12 protein-coding genes and 1 pseudogene are annotated in these 17,137 nt (G+C 69.8%); 6 read left to right on the top strand and 7 right to left on the bottom strand.

What is annotated here, in order from left to right; translation table 11 throughout:
• Window positions 1-196 precede the first annotated feature (196 nt).
• Complete coding sequence (gene arc / locus D3105_RS12955) at window positions 197-1,963, bottom strand: proteasome ATPase (protein ID WP_030632382.1); 1,767 nt, start codon at window positions 1,961-1,963, stop codon at window positions 197-199.
• 240 nt (window positions 1,964-2,203) lie between these two features.
• Here arc and D3105_RS12945 point away from each other — a divergent pair, with 240 nt between their 5' ends.
• Window positions 2,204-2,515, top strand: a complete 312-nt coding sequence (locus D3105_RS12945) for a ferredoxin (RefSeq protein WP_069743886.1) — start codon at window positions 2,204-2,206, stop codon at window positions 2,513-2,515.
• Between the two features lie 42 nt (window positions 2,516-2,557).
• Here the strand turns inward: D3105_RS12945 and D3105_RS12940 are convergent, their stop codons facing one another.
• From D3105_RS12940 to D3105_RS12930, 3 genes are all read right to left on the bottom strand, one after another.
• Window positions 2,558-3,139: a hypothetical protein gene (locus tag D3105_RS12940; protein ID WP_118903395.1), complete on the bottom strand. Its 582-nt coding sequence runs from the start codon at window positions 3,137-3,139 to the stop codon at window positions 2,558-2,560.
• A gap of 181 nt (window positions 3,140-3,320) precedes the next feature.
• On the bottom strand, window positions 3,321-4,238 hold the full coding sequence (locus D3105_RS12935) for a tRNA (adenine-N1)-methyltransferase (protein WP_006123386.1): 918 nt from the start codon (window positions 4,236-4,238) through the stop codon (window positions 3,321-3,323).
• A gap of 60 nt (window positions 4,239-4,298) precedes the next feature.
• Window positions 4,299-5,549: a site-2 protease family protein gene (locus tag D3105_RS12930; protein ID WP_118903394.1), complete on the bottom strand. Its 1,251-nt coding sequence runs from the start codon at window positions 5,547-5,549 to the stop codon at window positions 4,299-4,301.
• Between the two features lie 177 nt (window positions 5,550-5,726).
• Between D3105_RS12930 and D3105_RS12925 the strand changes: the two genes are divergently transcribed.
• Both D3105_RS12925 and D3105_RS12920 read left to right on the top strand, forming a co-directional pair.
• The gene (locus D3105_RS12925; RefSeq protein ID WP_240646887.1) at window positions 5,727-6,572 is read left to right on the top strand and encodes a RecB family exonuclease; all 846 of its coding nucleotides are present in this window, start codon (window positions 5,727-5,729) and stop codon (window positions 6,570-6,572) included.
• Between the two features lie 9 nt (window positions 6,573-6,581).
• Window positions 6,582-7,163: pseudogene (locus D3105_RS12920) on the top strand (response regulator transcription factor); the annotation flags it as partial.
• Window position 7,164: 1 nt separating this feature from the next.
• Here the strand turns inward: D3105_RS12920 and D3105_RS12915 are convergent.
• From D3105_RS12915 to metH, 3 genes are all read right to left on the bottom strand, one after another.
• Window positions 7,165-8,763 carry an ABC transporter substrate-binding protein gene (locus D3105_RS12915; RefSeq protein ID WP_118903392.1) on the bottom strand — a complete coding sequence of 533 codons (1,599 nt, stop codon included), beginning with the start codon at window positions 8,761-8,763 and terminating at the stop codon, window positions 7,165-7,167.
• A 281-nt stretch (window positions 8,764-9,044) separates the two neighbouring features.
• Window positions 9,045-9,755 (bottom strand): HAD family hydrolase, encoded by a 711-nt coding sequence (locus D3105_RS12910; RefSeq protein WP_118903391.1) that lies wholly within the window; start codon window positions 9,753-9,755, stop codon window positions 9,045-9,047.
• Between the two features lie 143 nt (window positions 9,756-9,898).
• Window positions 9,899-13,411, bottom strand: a complete 3,513-nt coding sequence (gene metH / locus D3105_RS12905) for a methionine synthase (protein ID WP_118903390.1) — start codon at window positions 13,409-13,411, stop codon at window positions 9,899-9,901.
• 251 nt (window positions 13,412-13,662) lie between these two features.
• Here metH and D3105_RS12900 point away from each other — a divergent pair, with 251 nt between their 5' ends.
• The 3 genes from D3105_RS12900 to glpK all read left to right on the top strand — a co-directional run bounded on the left by D3105_RS12900 (window position 13,663) and on the right by glpK (window position 17,135).
• Window positions 13,663-14,427 (top strand): IclR family transcriptional regulator, encoded by a 765-nt coding sequence (locus D3105_RS12900; protein WP_006123393.1) that lies wholly within the window; start codon window positions 13,663-13,665, stop codon window positions 14,425-14,427.
• Between the two features lie 332 nt (window positions 14,428-14,759).
• Window positions 14,760-15,551: an MIP/aquaporin family protein gene (locus tag D3105_RS12895; RefSeq protein ID WP_118903389.1), complete on the top strand. Its 792-nt coding sequence runs from the start codon at window positions 14,760-14,762 to the stop codon at window positions 15,549-15,551.
• 39 nt (window positions 15,552-15,590) lie between these two features.
• A complete protein-coding gene (glpK, locus tag D3105_RS12890) occupies window positions 15,591-17,135 on the top strand; it encodes a glycerol kinase GlpK (RefSeq protein WP_118903388.1) in 1,545 nt (514 codons plus the stop codon).
• The last annotated feature ends 2 nt before the right edge of the window (window positions 17,136-17,137 follow it).

The raw sequence follows: 17,137 nt of genomic DNA, 5'->3' as shown, positions 1-17,137 counted from the left end.
CTCACGTACCGCTGCTGTGTCCGGTGCGTCGGTGCGGTGCCCGTCACCGCACTGTGCGACTCGGCGGTACCGCAGAGCCTAGAGCGCCTCTGCGCCGGTGGGGAGATCAATTACGACTTTGGCTCCGGCATGGCCGGAACGTGGGAATGAAACCGGCTGCGGAGGCCCCTGGGGCCTTCCGCAGCCGGTCCGGGTATTACAGGTACTGGCCGGTATTGGCCACCGTGTCGATGGAGCGTCCGGTGTCCGCGCCCTGCTTTCCGGTGACGAGTGTGCGGATGAAGACGATCCGCTCACCCTTCTTACCGGAAATCCTGGCCCAGTCGTCCGGGTTGGTGGTGTTCGGCAGGTCCTCGTTCTCCTTGAACTCGTCCACGCAGGCCTGCAGGAGATGAGCGACCCGCAGCCCCTTCTGGCCCTGTTCCAGGAATGCCTTGATGGCCATTTTCTTTGCCCGGTCGACGATGTTCTGAATCATCGCGCCGGAGTTGAAGTCCTTGAAGTACAGGACTTCCTTGTCGCCGTTGGCGTACGTGACCTCGAGGAAGCGGTTCTCCTCGGACTCCGTGTACATCCGCTCCACGACCGACTGGATCATGGCGTGGGCGGCGGCCTCGCGCGAGCCGGTGTGCTCGGAGAGGTCGTCCGCGTGCAGCGGGAGCGACGGGGTCAGGTACTTCGCGAAGATGTCCTTCGCCGCCTCGGCGTCCGGACGCTCGATCTTGATCTTCACATCGAGCCGGCCGGGCCGCAGGATGGCGGGGTCGATCATGTCCTCGCGGTTGGAGGCGCCGATGACGATGACGTTCTCCAGGCCCTCCACCCCGTCGATCTCGGCGAGCAGCTGCGGGACGATGGTGTTCTCCACGTCCGAGCTGACGCCGCTGCCGCGGGTGCGGAAGAGGGACTCCATCTCGTCGAAGAAGACGATGACGGGGGTGCCCTCGCTCGCCTTCTCCCTCGCCCGCTGGAAGACCAGGCGGATGTGCCGCTCGGTCTCGCCGACGTATTTGTTGAGCAGCTCGGGGCCCTTGATATTGAGGAAGTAGCTCTTCCCCGCGGGCTGCCCGGTCACCTCGGCGACCTTCTTGGCGAGCGAATTGGCGACGGCCTTGGCGATGAGCGTCTTGCCGCAGCCGGGCGGGCCGTAGAGCAGGATGCCCTTCGGCGGGCGCAGCTCGTGCTCCTTGAAGAGGTCGGGGTGCAGATACGGAAGCTCGACCGCGTCGCGGATCAGCTCGATCTGGTCGCCCAGGCCGCCGATCTTGTCGTAGTCGATGTCCGGGACCTCTTCGAGGACGAGCTCCTCGACCTCGCTCTTGGGCACCACCTCGTAGACGTAACCCGACCTGGAGTCCAGGAGCAGGGCGTCGCCGGCGCGGATGGTGATGTCCAGCAGTGGCTCGGCGAGCCGCACCACCCTCTCCTCGTCGGTGTGCCCGACCACCAGGGCGCGCTCGCCGTCCTCGAGGATCTCCTTGAGGGTGACGATGTCCCCGGCCCGCTCGAACTCCATGGCCTCGACCACGTTGAGCGCTTCGTTGAGCATGACCTCCTGGCCACGCCGCAGGTCCTCGAGCTCGACGCTGGGGCTGACGTTCACCCGGAGCTTGCGGCCCCCGGTGAAGATGTCGCAGGTGCCGTCCTCGTTGGCCTGCAGGAAGACGCCGAAGCCGGCCGGCGGCTGCGCGAGCCGGTCGACCTCTTCCTTGAGGGCCACGATCTGGTCACGCGCCTCACGGAGCGTGTTGGCGAGCCGCTCGTTCTGAGCGGACACGCCTGCCAGATTCGTCTGCAACTCGACGATCCGCTCTTCGAGAATCCTCGTATGACGCGGAGAGTCGGCGAGCTTACGTCGCAGGACGGCGATTTCCTGCTCGAGATAGGCAACCTGGCCGGCTGGGTCCTCGGACCCGCGCGCGGGCCGGATGCCGCGGTTGATGTCGTCGTCGTGGGCTGCCACGGTCCTCACCTCCTCCATGGGGAGCTGGACGCTTCCTGACCCTACCTGGGTGGGTGGTGATTGAAACCCCTAGATCACAAAGACTGCGGGGCGTGTCCGATCTTCACCCTTGCGCTCTCCCTCACGTCAAGGGAATACCCACCCTTCGGCACCGGAAAGCCGCCGGTTGTATCGTCGAACCGTTCAACACCCGTCAGGGCTGGCTCCAATTGGTTCGGATACGCAGGAACGGCAGGACACATGACCGTGCAGCAGGACTCGCCGGGCGACAGTGACACGCAGGACCTGGAGGTCTGGATCGACCAGGACCTCTGTACGGGGGACGGCATCTGCGTGCAGTACGCCCCCGATGTCTTCGAGCTGGACATCGACGGCCTGGCGTATGTGAAGAGCTCCGACGACGAGCTGCTGCAGGACCCGGGGGCGACCACTCCGGTGCCGCTGCCGCTCCTGCAGGACGTCGTCGATTCGGCCAAGGAGTGCCCGGGCGACTGCATCCACGTGCGGCGCGTCAAGGACAGTGTCGAGGTGTACGGACCGGACGCCGAGTAGCCGTCCCGGGGGCGCGAGCCCCCGGGACGTACGGGCGGGCGCTCAGACGCTGCGGGCGAGCTCCCCGGAGCTGCGGACGAAGGTCTTCCCCTTCCACCGCCAGGAGGCCTGTTCCTCCTGGTCGGGGCAGCAGCGGGGCACCTCCAGCGAGGAGTAGCCGAGGAGGGTCGCCGAGACGACGCCGTCGCGTACGGCGAAGTCCCCGACGGTCTTCCTGTCAGCGGGGTCCACCAGGGTCGCCACGACCCGGGGTGCGGCCCCGCTCGCCTGTGTCAGGACGTAGATGCCGCCGGGCGGGGTCCCCGATCCGGCGGCGCAGTGCACCACGGCGACGGTTTCCGGCCGCCCGTCGCCGTCGAGGTCCCCGGGGGCCTGTTTCGCGACGGTCGTCCCGGCGCCGCCGCACTCCAGCGGGAAGTCGACTCCGGCCGGGTCCGGGGCGGGCACGGGGGCGCCGTGCCGCGTGGTGGTCCGCTGCTCGGAGGCCGTGGCGGTCGCCGTGGCCGTACGGGGCTGGAGCAGCCCGGCCAGCGCGACGACTCCCGCCATCGCCGCGGCCGTGGCGAGCCAGTGCATCGGCTTGGCGGCGGTGTGGGCGAGGTCCGGGAGCGCGGAGGTCTGCACGCGGTATGTCTCCTGATGGTTCCTGGGAGCCCGGTGAAGGGGTGGGAACACCCCGTGGGGTTGCCCGGCATCGTGCCACACCTCACACCCGGGCGGAACGGCGGGGTCAACGAAAAGGCGCCGCCGCGCCGTTCTCCGGTCGGTCGGGGAACGGCGCGGCGGCGCCGGTGCGTTGTGCGGGTCAGCCGCGGTCGGCGGCGGAGCCTCCGCGGCTCTGGCTGCCCGGACCCTCGTAGTCCTCGCCGTAGGCGCCCTTGGAGGGGCGGCGGCGGCGCAGCGGCGGCTCGACGCCGTCCGCGAGGCGGCGGGCGGTGACCAGGAAGCCGGTGTGGCCGATCATCCGGTGGTCGGGGCGGACGGCGAGGCCCTCCACGTGCCAGTTGCGGATCATCGACTCCCAGGGCTGCGGTTCGGCGAAGCAGCCGATCTCGCGGATGGACTCGACGGTGCGCGAGAGCTGGGTGGTGGTGGCGACGTAGGCGCAGAGGATGCCGCCGGGCACCAGGGCCTTGGAGACGGCCTCCAGGCACTCCCAGGGGGCGAGCATGTCCAGCACGACGCGGTCGACGTCGGTGTCGGAGAGATTGTCCTGGAGGTCTCCGACGGTCAGCTGCCAGGCGGGGTGCGGCGAGCCGAAGTAGCGCTCGACGTTCTGCTGGGCGATCTCGGCGAAGTCCTCGCGGCGCTCGTAGGAGTGCAGCATGCCCTGCTCACCGATGGCGCGCAGCAGGAAGGTGGAGAGCGATCCGGATCCGACCCCGGCCTCCACGACGCGGGCGCCGGGGAAGATGTCCGCGAAGGCCAGGATCTGGCCCGCGTCCTTGGGGTAGACCACGGCGGCGCCGCGGGGCATGGACAGGACGTAGTCGGGGAGCAGGGGGCGCAGCGCGAGGTAGGCGACGTTTCCCGTGGTGCGGACAACACTGCCCTCGGGAGCACCGATCAGCTCGTCGTGCTGGAAAGAACCCTTGTGGGTGTGGAAGTTCTTTCCGGCTTCGAGCGTGAAGGTGTAGTGGCGTCCCTTGGGGTCGGTGAGCTGTACCTGGTCCCCGACCTTGAAGGGCCCACGTCGGCGGGCGGCACCGGTCGGTTCAGACATGTGACCAGCCTACCGGTGATTCCGGGGCCTCCTACCGCCGCTCCCCCGCCGGGAGAGGGCTCAGGCGCCGGGGCGGGCCATGGCCTTGACGAAGGCGCGCTCCACGTCGGCGGTGGAGAGGACGCCGTAGATCTCGCCGGTCTCCTCGACGACCAGGTACTCGGTGGCGGGGGTGGCCTTGAGCCGGTCCAGGAGGGCTTCGCCGGCCAGTTCGGCGGGGACCCTCATGCCGTCGGTGAGGTCCTGGGCGAGGCCGCTGACGGCGACCCAGGGGCGGCGGTGTTCGGGGACGCCGACGATGGCGGCCTCGCGGACGACGCCCTTGGGGTTGCCCTGTCCGTCGACGACGACCAGGGCGCGGGCGCCGGCCTCGTTGGCCCGGCGCAGCGCTTCGGAGAGCGGGGTGGCGGACTCGACGGGGACCGCGCGGCGGGTCAGGGTGCGGGCCCTCAGGTCGGGCAGGTGCTCGCGGAGGCGGGCCATGCGCAGGCTGTTCCCTGCGCCGGTCCAGATGATGCCGGCGAGGATCGCGGCGAGCAGCGCGTCCATGACGGTCTCGACGCCGCCGATGTCCTGGGCGGTACCGCCGAGGGCTCCGGTGTGGGTGAGCAGCGGCAGTCCGACGAGGACGGTGACGGCGAGGCCGCGGCCGACCCAGGCGGCGGCGATGGTGCCGCTCATGGGCTTACCGGTGATCTTCCAGACGACGGCGCGGAGCATCCGGCCGCCGTCCAGGGGCAGCCCGGGCAGCAGGTTGAAGGCGGCCACGATGAGGTTGGAGATCATCAGGCCCGCGAGCAGGACACCGGGGACGGTGCCGGGCTCGACGAGTTGCATCGCGCCGTAGAAGACGCCGCCGAGGACCAGGGAGAGGAGCGGTCCGACGAAGGCGAGGACGAACTCGCGGCCGGGGGTCTCCGTCTCCTTCTCGATCTCCGAGACGCCGCCGAAGAACTGGAGCTGGATGCGGCGGACCGGGAGCTTGTAGCGCAGGGCGGCGACCGTGTGGGCCAGTTCGTGGACGAGCACGGAGGCGTAGAAGGCGATGGCGAAGAACAGGGCGACGAGATAGCGGGCGCCGCCCAGCTCGGGCAGCACGCGGTCGAGCTGGCCGCCGAAGACCCAGGTGATCAGCGCGGCGACGACGAACCAGCTGGGGGCGACGTAGACGGGCACGCCGAAGGGGCGGCCCATGAGCAGGCCGCCGCCCGGCTCCGCGGGGCGTTTCGGTTTGCCGTTGTCCGGGTCGGTGCCGGGGGCCGTTCCCCCTGCGCCGGGCTGCGGCCGCCCGCTGTCGCCGCTGTCGTCCACGGGGTCCCTTCGGTTCGGTGTGTGGTCTGTGCCACGATCATGCAGTGTGCGAGGGTCTGCCGTCGATGGTATGCCGCTCGGTGTCAGTGGCGGGCCGTAGGGTCTTGAGACATGACCTCCGTGCCGCGGCCGCCTCAGCCGCCTTCGTCCCTGTCGCCGTCGCGGGCGAGCGATTTCATGCAGTGCCCCCTGCTCTACCGCTTCCGGGTCATCGACAAGCTGCCGGAGAAGCCCAGCGAGGCGGCTACCCGCGGCACGCTGGTCCATGCGGTGCTGGAGCGCCTCTTCGACGTCCCGGCGGCCGACCGTACGGCGCCCCGGGCGCGGGCGCTGATCCCCGGCCAGTGGGACCGGCTGCTGGAGTCGAAGCCGGAGCTGAGCGGTCTGTTCGCCGGGGACGCCGAGGGTGAGCGCCTGACGCGTTGGCTGGGCGAGGCGGAGCGGCTGGTGGACCGGTGGTTCTCGCTGGAGGACCCGACGCGCCTTGAGCCGGCCGAGCGCGAGATGTTCGTCGAGACGGAGCTGGAGTCGGGGCTGCGGCTGCGCGGGGTGATCGACCGGGTGGACATCGCGCCGAGCGGCGAGGTCCGGATCGTCGACTACAAGACGGGCAAGGCACCGCGGCCGGAGTATTCCGACGGGCCGCTGTTCCAGATGACGTTCTACGCGCTGGTGATCTGGCGGTTGAAGGGCGTGGTGCCGCGCCGCCTCCAGCTGGTCTATCTGGGCAGCGGGGACGTCATGACGTACGACCCGGTGGTGGCGGACCTGGAGCGGGTGAAGCGCAAGCTGCTGGCGCTGTGGGACGCGATCAGGCTGGCGACGGAGACCGGCGACTGGCGGCCCCGGCCGACGAAGCTGTGCGGCTGGTGCGACCACCAGGCGGTGTGTCCGGAGTTCGGCGGGACTCCCCCGGTCTATCCGCTGTCGGTCCGCCCGGCGAGCCCGGGTGAGGATGACCAGGGCAGAATGGGACCGGTCCGGGCCGAGGCCGGCCGAGCCGTGGCCCTTGAGGGCCCTTAAGGAGTTCCTGTGGCGATCCGCGTCCTTCTGGTCGACGACCAGCCTCTGCTGCGCACCGGTTTCCGGATGATCCTGGAGGCGGAAGGCGATCTGGCGGTGGTCGGCGAGGCCGGTGACGGTCTGCAGGCCATCGATCAGGTGCGGGCGCTGCAGCCCGATGTGGTGCTGATGGACATCCGGATGCCGCGGATGGACGGGGTGGAGGCGACCCGTCAGATCACCGGCCCCGGGAAGGACGGCCCGGCGAAGGTGCTGGTGCTGACCACCTTCGACCTCGACGAGTACGTGGTGGAGGCGCTGCGTGCGGGGGCGAGCGGCTTCCTGCTGAAGGACGCCCCCGCGGCCGAGCTGGTGCAGGCGATCCGGGTGGTGGCGGCGGGCGAGGCGATGCTCGCGCCGAGCATCACGCGCCGGCTGCTCGACAAGTACGCCGATCATCTGCCGTCCGGTGAGGAGCCGGTGCCGGACGCCCTGCACACGCTGACGGACCGTGAGGTCGAGGTGCTGAAGCTGGTGGCGCGGGGGCTGTCCAACGCGGAGATCGCGGCGGAGCTGTTCGTCAGCGAGACGACGGTCAAGACGCCCCCTGGGCTCAGGCGCTGGGCCGGTTGAGCTCCCAGAGCTGGAGCTCGGAGGTGGCGCTGACGGAGCGCTCCACCCCGGCGATCCCGTCGCGGGAGGCCACGTACTGCTTGCCCTGCCAGATCGGGAGCACCGGCACGTCGGTCGCGACGATGTCCTGGAGCTTCTCGTAGGTGGCGGCGGCCGCGGTGCGGTCGGCCTCGCGGCGGGACTGCGGGATGAGGACCTTCTCCGCCTCGGGCGACCGGTAGGGCGAGTTGAGGAAGTTGTTGGCGTCCAGGAAGGGCGCGGTGTAGTTGTCCGGGTCCGGGAAGTCGGGGAACCAGCCCATGCCGTAGGCCGCGTAGTCGCCGCGCTTCTGCTCGGGGCGGTACTTCGACCACTCCTCGCCCTGGACGGAGACGTCGAAGAGGCCCGAGCCGTTCAGCTGCTGCTGGATGGCCTTGAACTCGGCGGCGGTGGCCGGGCCGTAGTGGTCGTTGGTGTAGTGCAGGGTGAACTTCACCGGCGTCTTGACCCCGGCGTCGCGGAGGATCGCCGCGGCCTTGGCGGTGCTGGGCTCGCCGTACTTGTTGAAGAAGGCGTTGGTGTGCCCGGCGATGCTGGACGGGATCAGCGAGTAGAGGGGTTCGGCAGTGGTGCCGTACACCTTGCCCGCGATCTGGCCCCGGTCGATGATCTGCGCCATGGCCTGCCGGACGGGCTTGTCGACCACGGGGTCCTTGGTGTTGAACCCGAGGTAGCTGATGGCCAGTCCGGGCAGCTCGGTGAGGTCGATGCCCTCCTTCGGCTCCACGAGCATGTCGTGGGCCTGCTCGGGCGACATCGCCCGGGTCATCAGGTGGATCTTCTCCTCGTCGAGCGCCTTGCCCATGGCCTCGGCGTCGGGGAAGAGGTTCATGTCGACCTTGTCGTTGAGCACCTTCAGCTCACCCTTGTACGAGGGGTTCTTCTCGAAGGCGATCTTGACGACCCGGCCGTCCTCGACCTCCGGCTTCATGGTGTACGGGCCGGAGCCGTCGACCTGGAAGCCGGTGCGCGCCTCGTTTGCCGGGTACTGGGCCTTCGGGACGATGCCGGCGGCCGGGGTGGCGAGCTTGTACGGGAAGGTCGCGTCGGGCGTGTTCAGGTGGAAGATCACCTGGTCCTCGCCCTTGGTCTCGATCATGTCGATGTTGGCGAGGAGGCCGACCGGGCCGCTGTCCGAGTCGATGTCGATGACGCGCTGGATGGAGTGCTTCACGTCCTCGGCGGTGACGGGCGTCCCGTCGGCGAAGGTGAGGCCCGCCCGCAGGGTGCAGCGGTAGCTCTCGTTCGCGGTGTCGGTGAAGGTGCAGCTGCGGGCGGCCTCGGGCACCGGCTCGCCGCCACCGTTGGGCACCGTGGTCAGGGTCTGCACGGTCTGCCGCAGGACGTTCCAGACGCCCGCTTCGTAGCCGATGGCCGGGTCGAGCGGCGCGGGGTTCTCCTTGGAGGCCACGAGCTGGTCCGTGGTGCCGACGACGATGGCACCCTTGCCACCGGCGCCGCTGTCCGTGCTGCCGCAGGCGGCGAGCACGGGGGCGAGCAGGCCGACGACGGCCGGCAGCACCAGGGTCTTGCGGTTCATCTGGACGTTCTCCCTCATCCCGGCAGGTGAGGAATCCAAGTTAGTAGCCGTGGGTGAGCCCCCCGACCGCCCGACGAACGGTCAGCGCTCCCCCGGTCGCCGGCGAGGCGGACATACGATCATCATTACGGACAGCTCACCCGTTTCGGCGGGGCGCCGGGGACCCGGGAGTGAGCAAGGTCACCTGCCCGACCTCTTCACAGGATCACCCTTCGAATGATCCATATCCACGGAACACTGCCGGAAAGCACACGGAGGAGACCAGGAAATCCACCGTTCGTTCACAAACGCGTGCTCGATCCGGTGATCAGACCGCGCAGGAAGGCGAGGTCGACCTCTTCGAGGGAGCCGACGACCACACGCCCCGCGGCCGGGGCGATGGGGGCGACGGACGGCACGGCGACGACCCGGCAGCCGGCGGCCTCGGCGGCGGCCACACCGGTCGCGGTGTCCTCGATGACCGCGCAGCGCCAGGGGTCGGCACCGAAGCCCGCGGCGGCGGTGAGGTAGGGCTCGGGGTGAGGCTTGGTCCGGGTGACCTCGTCCCCGGCGACCGTGAGCGCGAAGTGGTGACGGCCCACGGATTCCAGCACCCGGTCGATGATCCGGCGGTGGGAGGCCGAGACGAGTGCGGTGGGCACCTCGTACACGGCCAGCTCGGCGAGCAGCCGCTCGGCTCCCGGCATCAGCGGCACGCCCCGGCTGATGCGGCTCTCGAATCCGTCGTTGAGCAGCACGGTCAGCTCGTCCAGCCGGATGTCGGCGCCGGTGACGTCGATCAGGTAGCCGGCGCTGCGGGACATCGGGCCGCCGACGACCACGTCCCGCCAGGCCTCGTCCAGGCGGTGTCCGAGGCCGGCGAACACCTCCTTCTCGACGTCCCACCAGAAACCCTCGGTATCGACCAGGGTTCCGTCCATGTCGAGAAGGACCGCCTGCAGGGCGGCCTCTTCGGCCGTGCGGGTCAAGGACGCGGGGACCGTACTGGTCATCCGGCACACCTTCCGTAAGGGACGAGAAGGCCGGCCGCCATTCCCAGAAGTGGGAGGGCGACCGGCCTGCGCTGGACCGACCAGTGTACGACGTGTCGCCCCGCAGTGCGCGGCAGGCGCGTCACCGCGGGGCGAAGCCCCTGCTACCGGGCGTTGAAGTACTTCGCCTCGGGGTGGTGGATGACGATGGCGTCGGTGGACTGCTCCGGGTGGAGCTGGAACTCCTCGGAGAGGTGCACGCCGATCCGCTCCGGCTGGAGCAGGTCGGCGATCTTGGCCCGGTCCTCCAGGTCCGGGCACGCCCCGTAGCCGAGCGAGAACCGCGCGCCGCGGTACTTCAGCGCGAACATGTCCTCGACGTCCTCCGGGTCCTCCCCGCCGAAGCCCAGCTCGCTGCGGACCCGGGCGTGCCAGTACTCCGCGAGGGCTTCCGCGAGCTGGACGGAGAGGCCGTGCAGCTCCAGGTAGTCGCGGTAGGAGTTGGCGGCGAACAGCTCGGCGGTGGCCTCGCCGATCCGGGAGCCGACGGTGACGATCTGGAGGCCGATGACATCGGTCTCGCCGGACTCCTCCGGGCGGAAGAAGTCCGCGAGGCAGAGGCGGCGACCGCGGCGCTGGCGCGGGAAGGTGAAGCGGGTGCGCTCGGAGCCGTCCTCGTGGAGGAGGATCAGGTCCTCGCCCTTGGAGACGCAGGGGAAGTAGCCGTAGACGACGGCGGCTTCCAGGAGGTTGTTGGACTGGAGGTGGTCGAGCCAGCCGCGCAGGTGCGGGCGCCCCTCGGTCTCCACCAGCTCCTCGTACGTCGGTCCGTCGCCGGTCCTGGCCTGCTTGAGGCCCCACTGGCCCTTGAACAGGGCGCCCTCGTCGAGCCAGGAGGCGTAGTCCTTGAGCGGGATGCCCTTGATGACCCGGGTGCCGCGGAAGGGCGGCTCGGGGATGGGGTTGGTGATGGAGACGTCCGAGCGCACCGAGCCCTCGGGCTCCTCGACCTCCAGCACCGCGACATCCTTCTTGGGGACCCGGCGCTGCTTCAGCTCGGGCAGGGCCGCGCCCGGCACCCCGCGCTTGACGCCGATGAGCGCGTCCATGAGGCGCAGGCCCTCGAAGGCGTCCCGCGCGTAGCGGACCTCGCCCTCGTAGATCTCGTGCAGGTCCTGCTCGACGTAGGCCCTGGTCAGTGCGGCGCCGCCGAGGATGACCGGGAAGTCGGCGGCCATCTTGCGCTGGTTGAGCTCCTGGAGGTTCTCCTTCATGATCACGGTCGACTTCACGAGGAGACCGGACATGCCGATGACGTCGGCACGGTGCTCCTCGGCGGCTTCCAGGATCGCGGAGACGGGCTGCTTGATGCCGAGGTTGACGACGTTGTAGCCGTTGTTGGAGAGGATGATGTCGACGAGGTTCTTGCCGATGTCGTGGACGTCGCCGCGGACGGTGGCCAGCACGATGGTGCCCTTGCCCTCGTCGTCGGACTTCTCCATGTGCGGCTCCAGGTGGGCCACCGCGCTCTTCATGACCTCGGCGGACTGGAGGACGAACGGCAGCTGCATCTGGCCGGAGCCGAACAGCTCGCCGACGACCTTCATGCCTTCCAGCAGCGTGTTGTTGACGATGTCGAGGGCGGGTGTGTCCTGGAGGGCCTCGTCGAGGTCGGCCTCCAGGCCGTTCTTCTCGCCGTCGATGATGCGGCGCTGGAGCCGCTCGTCCAGCGGGAGGGCCATCAGCTCCTCGGCCTTGCCCGCCTTCATCGACTTCATGTTGACGCCCTCGAACAGCTCCATGAGCTTCTGGAGGGGGTCGTAGCCCTCGGCGCGGCGATCGTAGATCAGGTCGAGGGCGACCTTGACCTGCTCCTCCTCCAGCCGGGCGATGGGCAGGATCTTCGAGGCATGGACGATCGCGGAGTCGAGACCCGCCTTGACGCACTCGTCGAGGAAGACGGAGTTCAGCACGACGCGGGCGGCCGGGTTGAGGCCGAAGGAGATGTTGGAGAGGCCCAGCGTGGTCTGGACGTCGGGGTGGCGCTTCTTCAGCTCGCGGATGGCCCCGATGGTGGCGATGCCGTCGCCGCGGGACTCCTCCTGGCCGGTGCAGATGGTGAAGGTCAGGGTGTCGATGAGGATGTCGGACTCGCGGATGCCCCAGTTGGTGGTGAGGTCCTCGATGAGCCGCTCGGCGATGGCGACCTTGTTCTCGACCGTGCGGGCCTGGCCCTCCTCGTCGATCGTCAGGGCGATCAGGGCGGCGCCGTGCTCGGCGGCCAGGGCGCTGACCTGCGCGAAGCGGGACTCGGGGCCGTCGCCGTCCTCGTAGTTGACCGAGTTCAGCACGGCCCGACCGCCGAGCTTCTCCAGACCGGCCCGCAGGACGTCCAGCTCAGTGGAGTCCAGCACGATCGGCAGGGTGGAGGCGGTGGCGAAGCGGCCGGCCAGCTCGGTCATGTCGGCGACGCCGTCGCGGCCCACGTAGTCGACGCAGAGGTCGAGCATGTGCGCGCCCTCGCGGATCTGGTCGCGGGCCATCTCCACGCAGTCGTCCCAGCGGGCCTCCAGCATGGCCTCGCGGAACTTCTTGGAGCCGTTGGCGTTGGTGCGCTCCCCGATGGCCAGGTAGGCGGTGTCCTGGCGGAAGGGGATGTGCTGGTAGAGGGAGGCGGCGCCGGGCTCGGGGCGCGGGTCGCGCTCGGTCGGCGTCAGCTCGCGGGCGCGGTCGACGACGGCCTTCAGGTGCGCCGGGGTCGTACCGCAGCAGCCGCCGATGAGGGAGAGGCCGTAGTCCCGGACGAAGTGCTCCTGGGAGTCGGCGAGACCGTCGGGGCCGAGCGGGAAGTGCGCGCCGTCCTTGGTGAGGACGGGCAGGCCGGCGTTGGGCATGCACATCAGGGGCGTACGGGAGTGGCGGGCGAGGTAGCGCAGGTGCTCGCTCATCTCGTCCGGGCCGGTCGAGCAGTTCAGCCCGATCAGGTCGATGCCCAGCGGCTCCAGGGCGGTCAGGGCCGCGCCGATCTCGGAGCCGAGGAGCATGACGCCGGTGGTCTCGAAGGCGAGGGAGCAGATCAGCGGCACCTGAAGGCCGAGGGCGTCCATCGCGCGGCGGGCGCCGATGATGCTGGCCTTGGTCTGCAGGAGGTCCTGGGTGGTCTCGACGATCAGCGCGTCGGAGCCGCCCGCGAGGAGGCCCTCGGCGTTCTGCTGGTAGCCGTCGCGCAGGATGTCGTACGTGGTGTGGCCGAGCGAGGGCAGCTTGGTGCCGGGGCCGATCGAGCCGAGGACCCAGCGCTGGCGGCCGTCCTTGGCGCCGAACTCGTCGGCGACCTCGCGGGCGATCCGGGCGCCGGACTCGGAGAGCTCGAAGATCCGGTCGGCGATCTCGTACTCGTTGGCGGCGGAGTGGTTCGCGCCGAAGGTGTTGGTCTCGACGCAGTCGACGCCGACCGCGAAGTACTCCTCGTGGACCGAGCGCACGATGTCGGGCCGGGTGATGTTGAGGATCTCGTTGCAGCCTTCGAGATTCTCGAAGTCCTCCAGCGTGGGGTCCTGTGCCTGGAGCATGGTGCCCATCGCCCCGTCGGCCACCACCACACGGGTGGCGAGTGCCTCTCGGAGTGCTTCTGCGCGGGTCCGGCTGTCGGCGGCGGATGTCGGCAACGAGGCCATGGATGATCTCCCAGGGATGCGACGGCTGTCGGCTTTGCGTCCTTCTTGGGGAAGGCGCACCTCGCCAGCCTAGCCCGACAGGGCCCGGGTCCGTAGGGGCGTCCACGGGACGGACCGCGTACGGCCTGCATGCTGTGCCGGGTGCGACACGTGCGGCCGGGTGGCGGAGACTTTCCCCCGGAGTCCGGCGCAGGTCGGCATCGACCGATAGTGTTCAGCATTGTCGAACCGAGGTGGAGGAGTACGGCGCGATGGCCAAGAACATCCAGTCGCTGGAGCGGGCGGCCGCGATGCTGCGTCTGCTGGCGGGCGGCGAGCGCCGGCTCGGGCTCTCCGACATCGCCTCCTCGCTGGGGCTGGCCAAGGGCACCGCGCACGGCATCCTGCGCACCCTTCAGCTGGAGGGCTTCGTCGAGCAGGACGCGGCGTCGGGCCGCTATCAGCTGGGCGCGGAGCTGCTGCGGCTCGGCAACAGCTACCTGGACGTCCACGAGCTGCGGGCCCGCGCCCTGGTCTGGACGGACGACCTGGCCCGCTCCAGCGGCGAGAGCGTCCACCTCGGGGTGCTGCACCAGCACGGCGTGCTCATCGTCCACCACGTCTTCCGGCCCGACGACAGCCGCCAGGTGCTGGAGGTCGGGGCGATGCAGCCGCTGCACTCCACGGCGCTGGGCAAGGTGCTGTCCGCGTACGACCCGGTGGCCCACAGCGAGGTCATGGAGGCGGAGCGCCGCTCCTTCACCGGGCGCACCGTCACCGAGGCCGACGCGTTCGAGTCGATGCTCGACCTGATCCGGGCCCAGGGCTGGGCGGCCGATGCCGAGGAGACCTGGGAGGGCGTCGCCGCCGTGGCCGCCCCCGTGCACGACCGGCGCAGGATGCCGGTGGGCGCGGTCGCGGTGACCGGCGCGGTGGAGCGTGTGGCCCCGGGCGGCACACTGCGCCCCGAGCTGATCGCGGCCGTACGGGACTGCGCCCGCGCGGTCTCACGGGATCTGGGCGCCGGCCGCTTCTGAGGCGCGAACCGCCCGCACCCTCCGCCCGGCGCCGAGCGCCGGGCGCATCTGTTACGCCCGCACCCGACACCGGCCGGTAACGATCCCGTCGCGCACCGAGTCGTGGACCACAGAACCCTTGACGCTTCCTTCACTTCGGGGAAACACTGCCGTTCAACGGTCGGCATTGTCGAACGCCTAACGGCAATACGCGTTAGGGTGTGACAGTGCCAAGGGCCGGTCAAGCCCTTACAGATGGGCTGCCCACGCTTCGTGGATACCCATCTGGGGCGCGGAACACCGGCGGGACCGGTGATCCGCTCTCCCCTGGACGAAGGACGAAGGAGTCGCGGGTGTCCAGCTCCGACATTTTCATCGGCGAGACCATAGGTACCGCCGTACTCATCCTGCTCGGCGGCGGTGTCTGTGCCGCCGTCACGCTGAAGAGCTCGAAGGCCCGGAACGCGGGCTGGCTGGCCATCACCTTCGGGTGGGGCTTCGCCGTGCTGACCGGCGCCTATCTCGCCGGCGGCGTATCGGGCGCCCACCTCAACCCCGCGGTCACGGTCGGCCTGGCCATCCAGGGCGGTACCGAGTGGGGCAAGGTCCCCCTCTACCTCGGTTCGCAGCTGCTCGGCGCGATGATCGGCGCCCTGCTGGTCTGGGCGGTCTACTACGGCCAGTTCCACGCCCACCTGACGGACCCGGAGATCGTCGGCACCAAGTCCACCGACGAGGGGATGGTCGACCAGACCGCCGCCCCGAAGGCGGGCCCGGTGCTCGGGATCTTCTCCACCGGCCCGGAGATCCGCAACGGCGTGCAGAACGTGATCACCGAGATCATCGCCACCGTCGTGCTGGTCCTGGCGATCCTGACCCAGGGCCTCAACAACGAGGGCAACGGCCTCGGCGTGCTCGGCGCGCTGATCACCGCCCTGGTCGTCGTCGGCATCGGCCTCTCGCTCGGCGGCCCGACCGGCTACGCCATCAACCCGGTCCGCGACCTCGGTCCGCGCATCGTGCACGCCCTGCTGCCGCTGCCGAACAAGGGTGGTTCGGACTGGGGCTACGCGTGGGTACCCATCGTGGGTCCGCTCGTCGGCGGCGCACTCGCCGGCGGGCTCTACAACCTCGCCTTCGCCTAGCCGCCCCTCCACCACCTCACAGACTTCCGGGAGCACACCGTGACCGACGCACACACCACCGGCACCCATGGCACCGGGCCGTTCATCGCGGCCATCGACCAGGGCACCACCTCCAGCCGCTGCATCGTCTTCGACAAGGACGGCCGGATCGTCTCCGTCGACCAGAAGGAGCACGAGCAGATCTTCCCGAAGCCGGGCTGGGTCGAGCACGACGCGACCGAGATCTGGGAGAACGTCCAGGAGGTCGTCGCCGGGGCCATCGTCAAGGCCGGCATCACCTCCGCCGACGTCAAGGCGATCGGCATCACCAACCAGCGCGAGACCACGCTGCTCTGGGACAAGAACACCGGTGAGCCGGTGCACAACGCCCTGGTCTGGCAGGACACCCGCACCGACGCGCTCTGCAAGGAGCTCGGCCGGAACGTGGGCCAGGACCGGTTCCGCCGCGAGACCGGGCTGCCGCTCGCCTCGTACTTCGCGGGCCCCAAGGTCCGCTGGCTGCTCGACAACGTCGAGGGGCTGCGCGAGCGCGCCGAGGCGGGCGACATCCTCTTCGGCACCATGGACTCCTGGGTCATCTGGAACCTGACCGGCGGCACCGACGGCGGCGTCCACGTCACCGACGTCACCAACGCCTCCCGCACCCTCCTGATGAACCTGCACACGATGGCCTGGGACGAGAAGATCCTCGCCTCCATCGGCATCCCGGCCGCGGTGCTCCCCGAGATCCGCTCCTCCGCCGAGGTCTACGGCAACGCCAAGGGCGGCATCCTGGACGGCGTCCCGGTCGCTTCCGCGCTCGGCGACCAGCAGGCGGCGCTGTTCGGCCAGACCTGTTTCGCCGAGGGCGAGGCCAAGTCCACGTACGGCACCGGCACCTTCATGCTGATGAACACCGGCTCCACCCCGGTGAACTCGTACAACGGGCTGCTCACCACCGTCGGTTACCAGATCGGCGACAAGCCCCCGGTGTACGCGCTGGAGGGCTCCATCGCGGTCACCGGTTCGCTGGTGCAGTGGATGCGCGACCAGATGGGCCTGATCAAGTCGGCCGCCGAGATCGAGACGCTGGCCTCCTCGGTCGAGGACAACGGCGGCGCGTACTTCGTGCCCGCCTTCTCCGGCCTTTTCGCCCCCTACTGGCGTCCCGACGCCCGTGGCGTCATCGCCGGTCTCACCCGTTACGTCACCAAGGCGCACATCGCCCGTGCCGTCCTGGAGGCCACCGCCTGGCAGACCCGTGAGATCAGCGACGCCATGACGAAGGACTCCGGCGTCGAGCTGACCGCGCTCAAGGTCGACGGCGGCATGACGTCCAACAACCTGCTGATGCAGACGCTCGCCGACTTCCTGGACGCGCCCGTGGTGCGCCCCATGGTCGCCGAGACCACCTGCCTCGGCGCCGCCTACGCCGCCGGTCTCGCCGTCGGCTTCTGGCCGGACACCGACGCGCTGCGCGCCAACTGGCGCCGGGCCGCCGAGTGGACACCCCGCATGGACACGGACACCCGTGCCCGCGAGTACAAGAGCTGGCTCAAGGCCGTCGAACGGACCATGGGCTGGATCGAGGACGAAGAAAGCTGACG

Source organism: Streptomyces globisporus, from assembly GCF_003501885.1.
Classification (GTDB): Bacteria; Actinomycetota; Actinomycetes; order Streptomycetales; family Streptomycetaceae; genus Streptomyces; species Streptomyces globisporus_D.
Note: the sequence above shows the minus strand (reverse complement) of the source record. Positions and strands in the feature narration are given on the sequence as shown.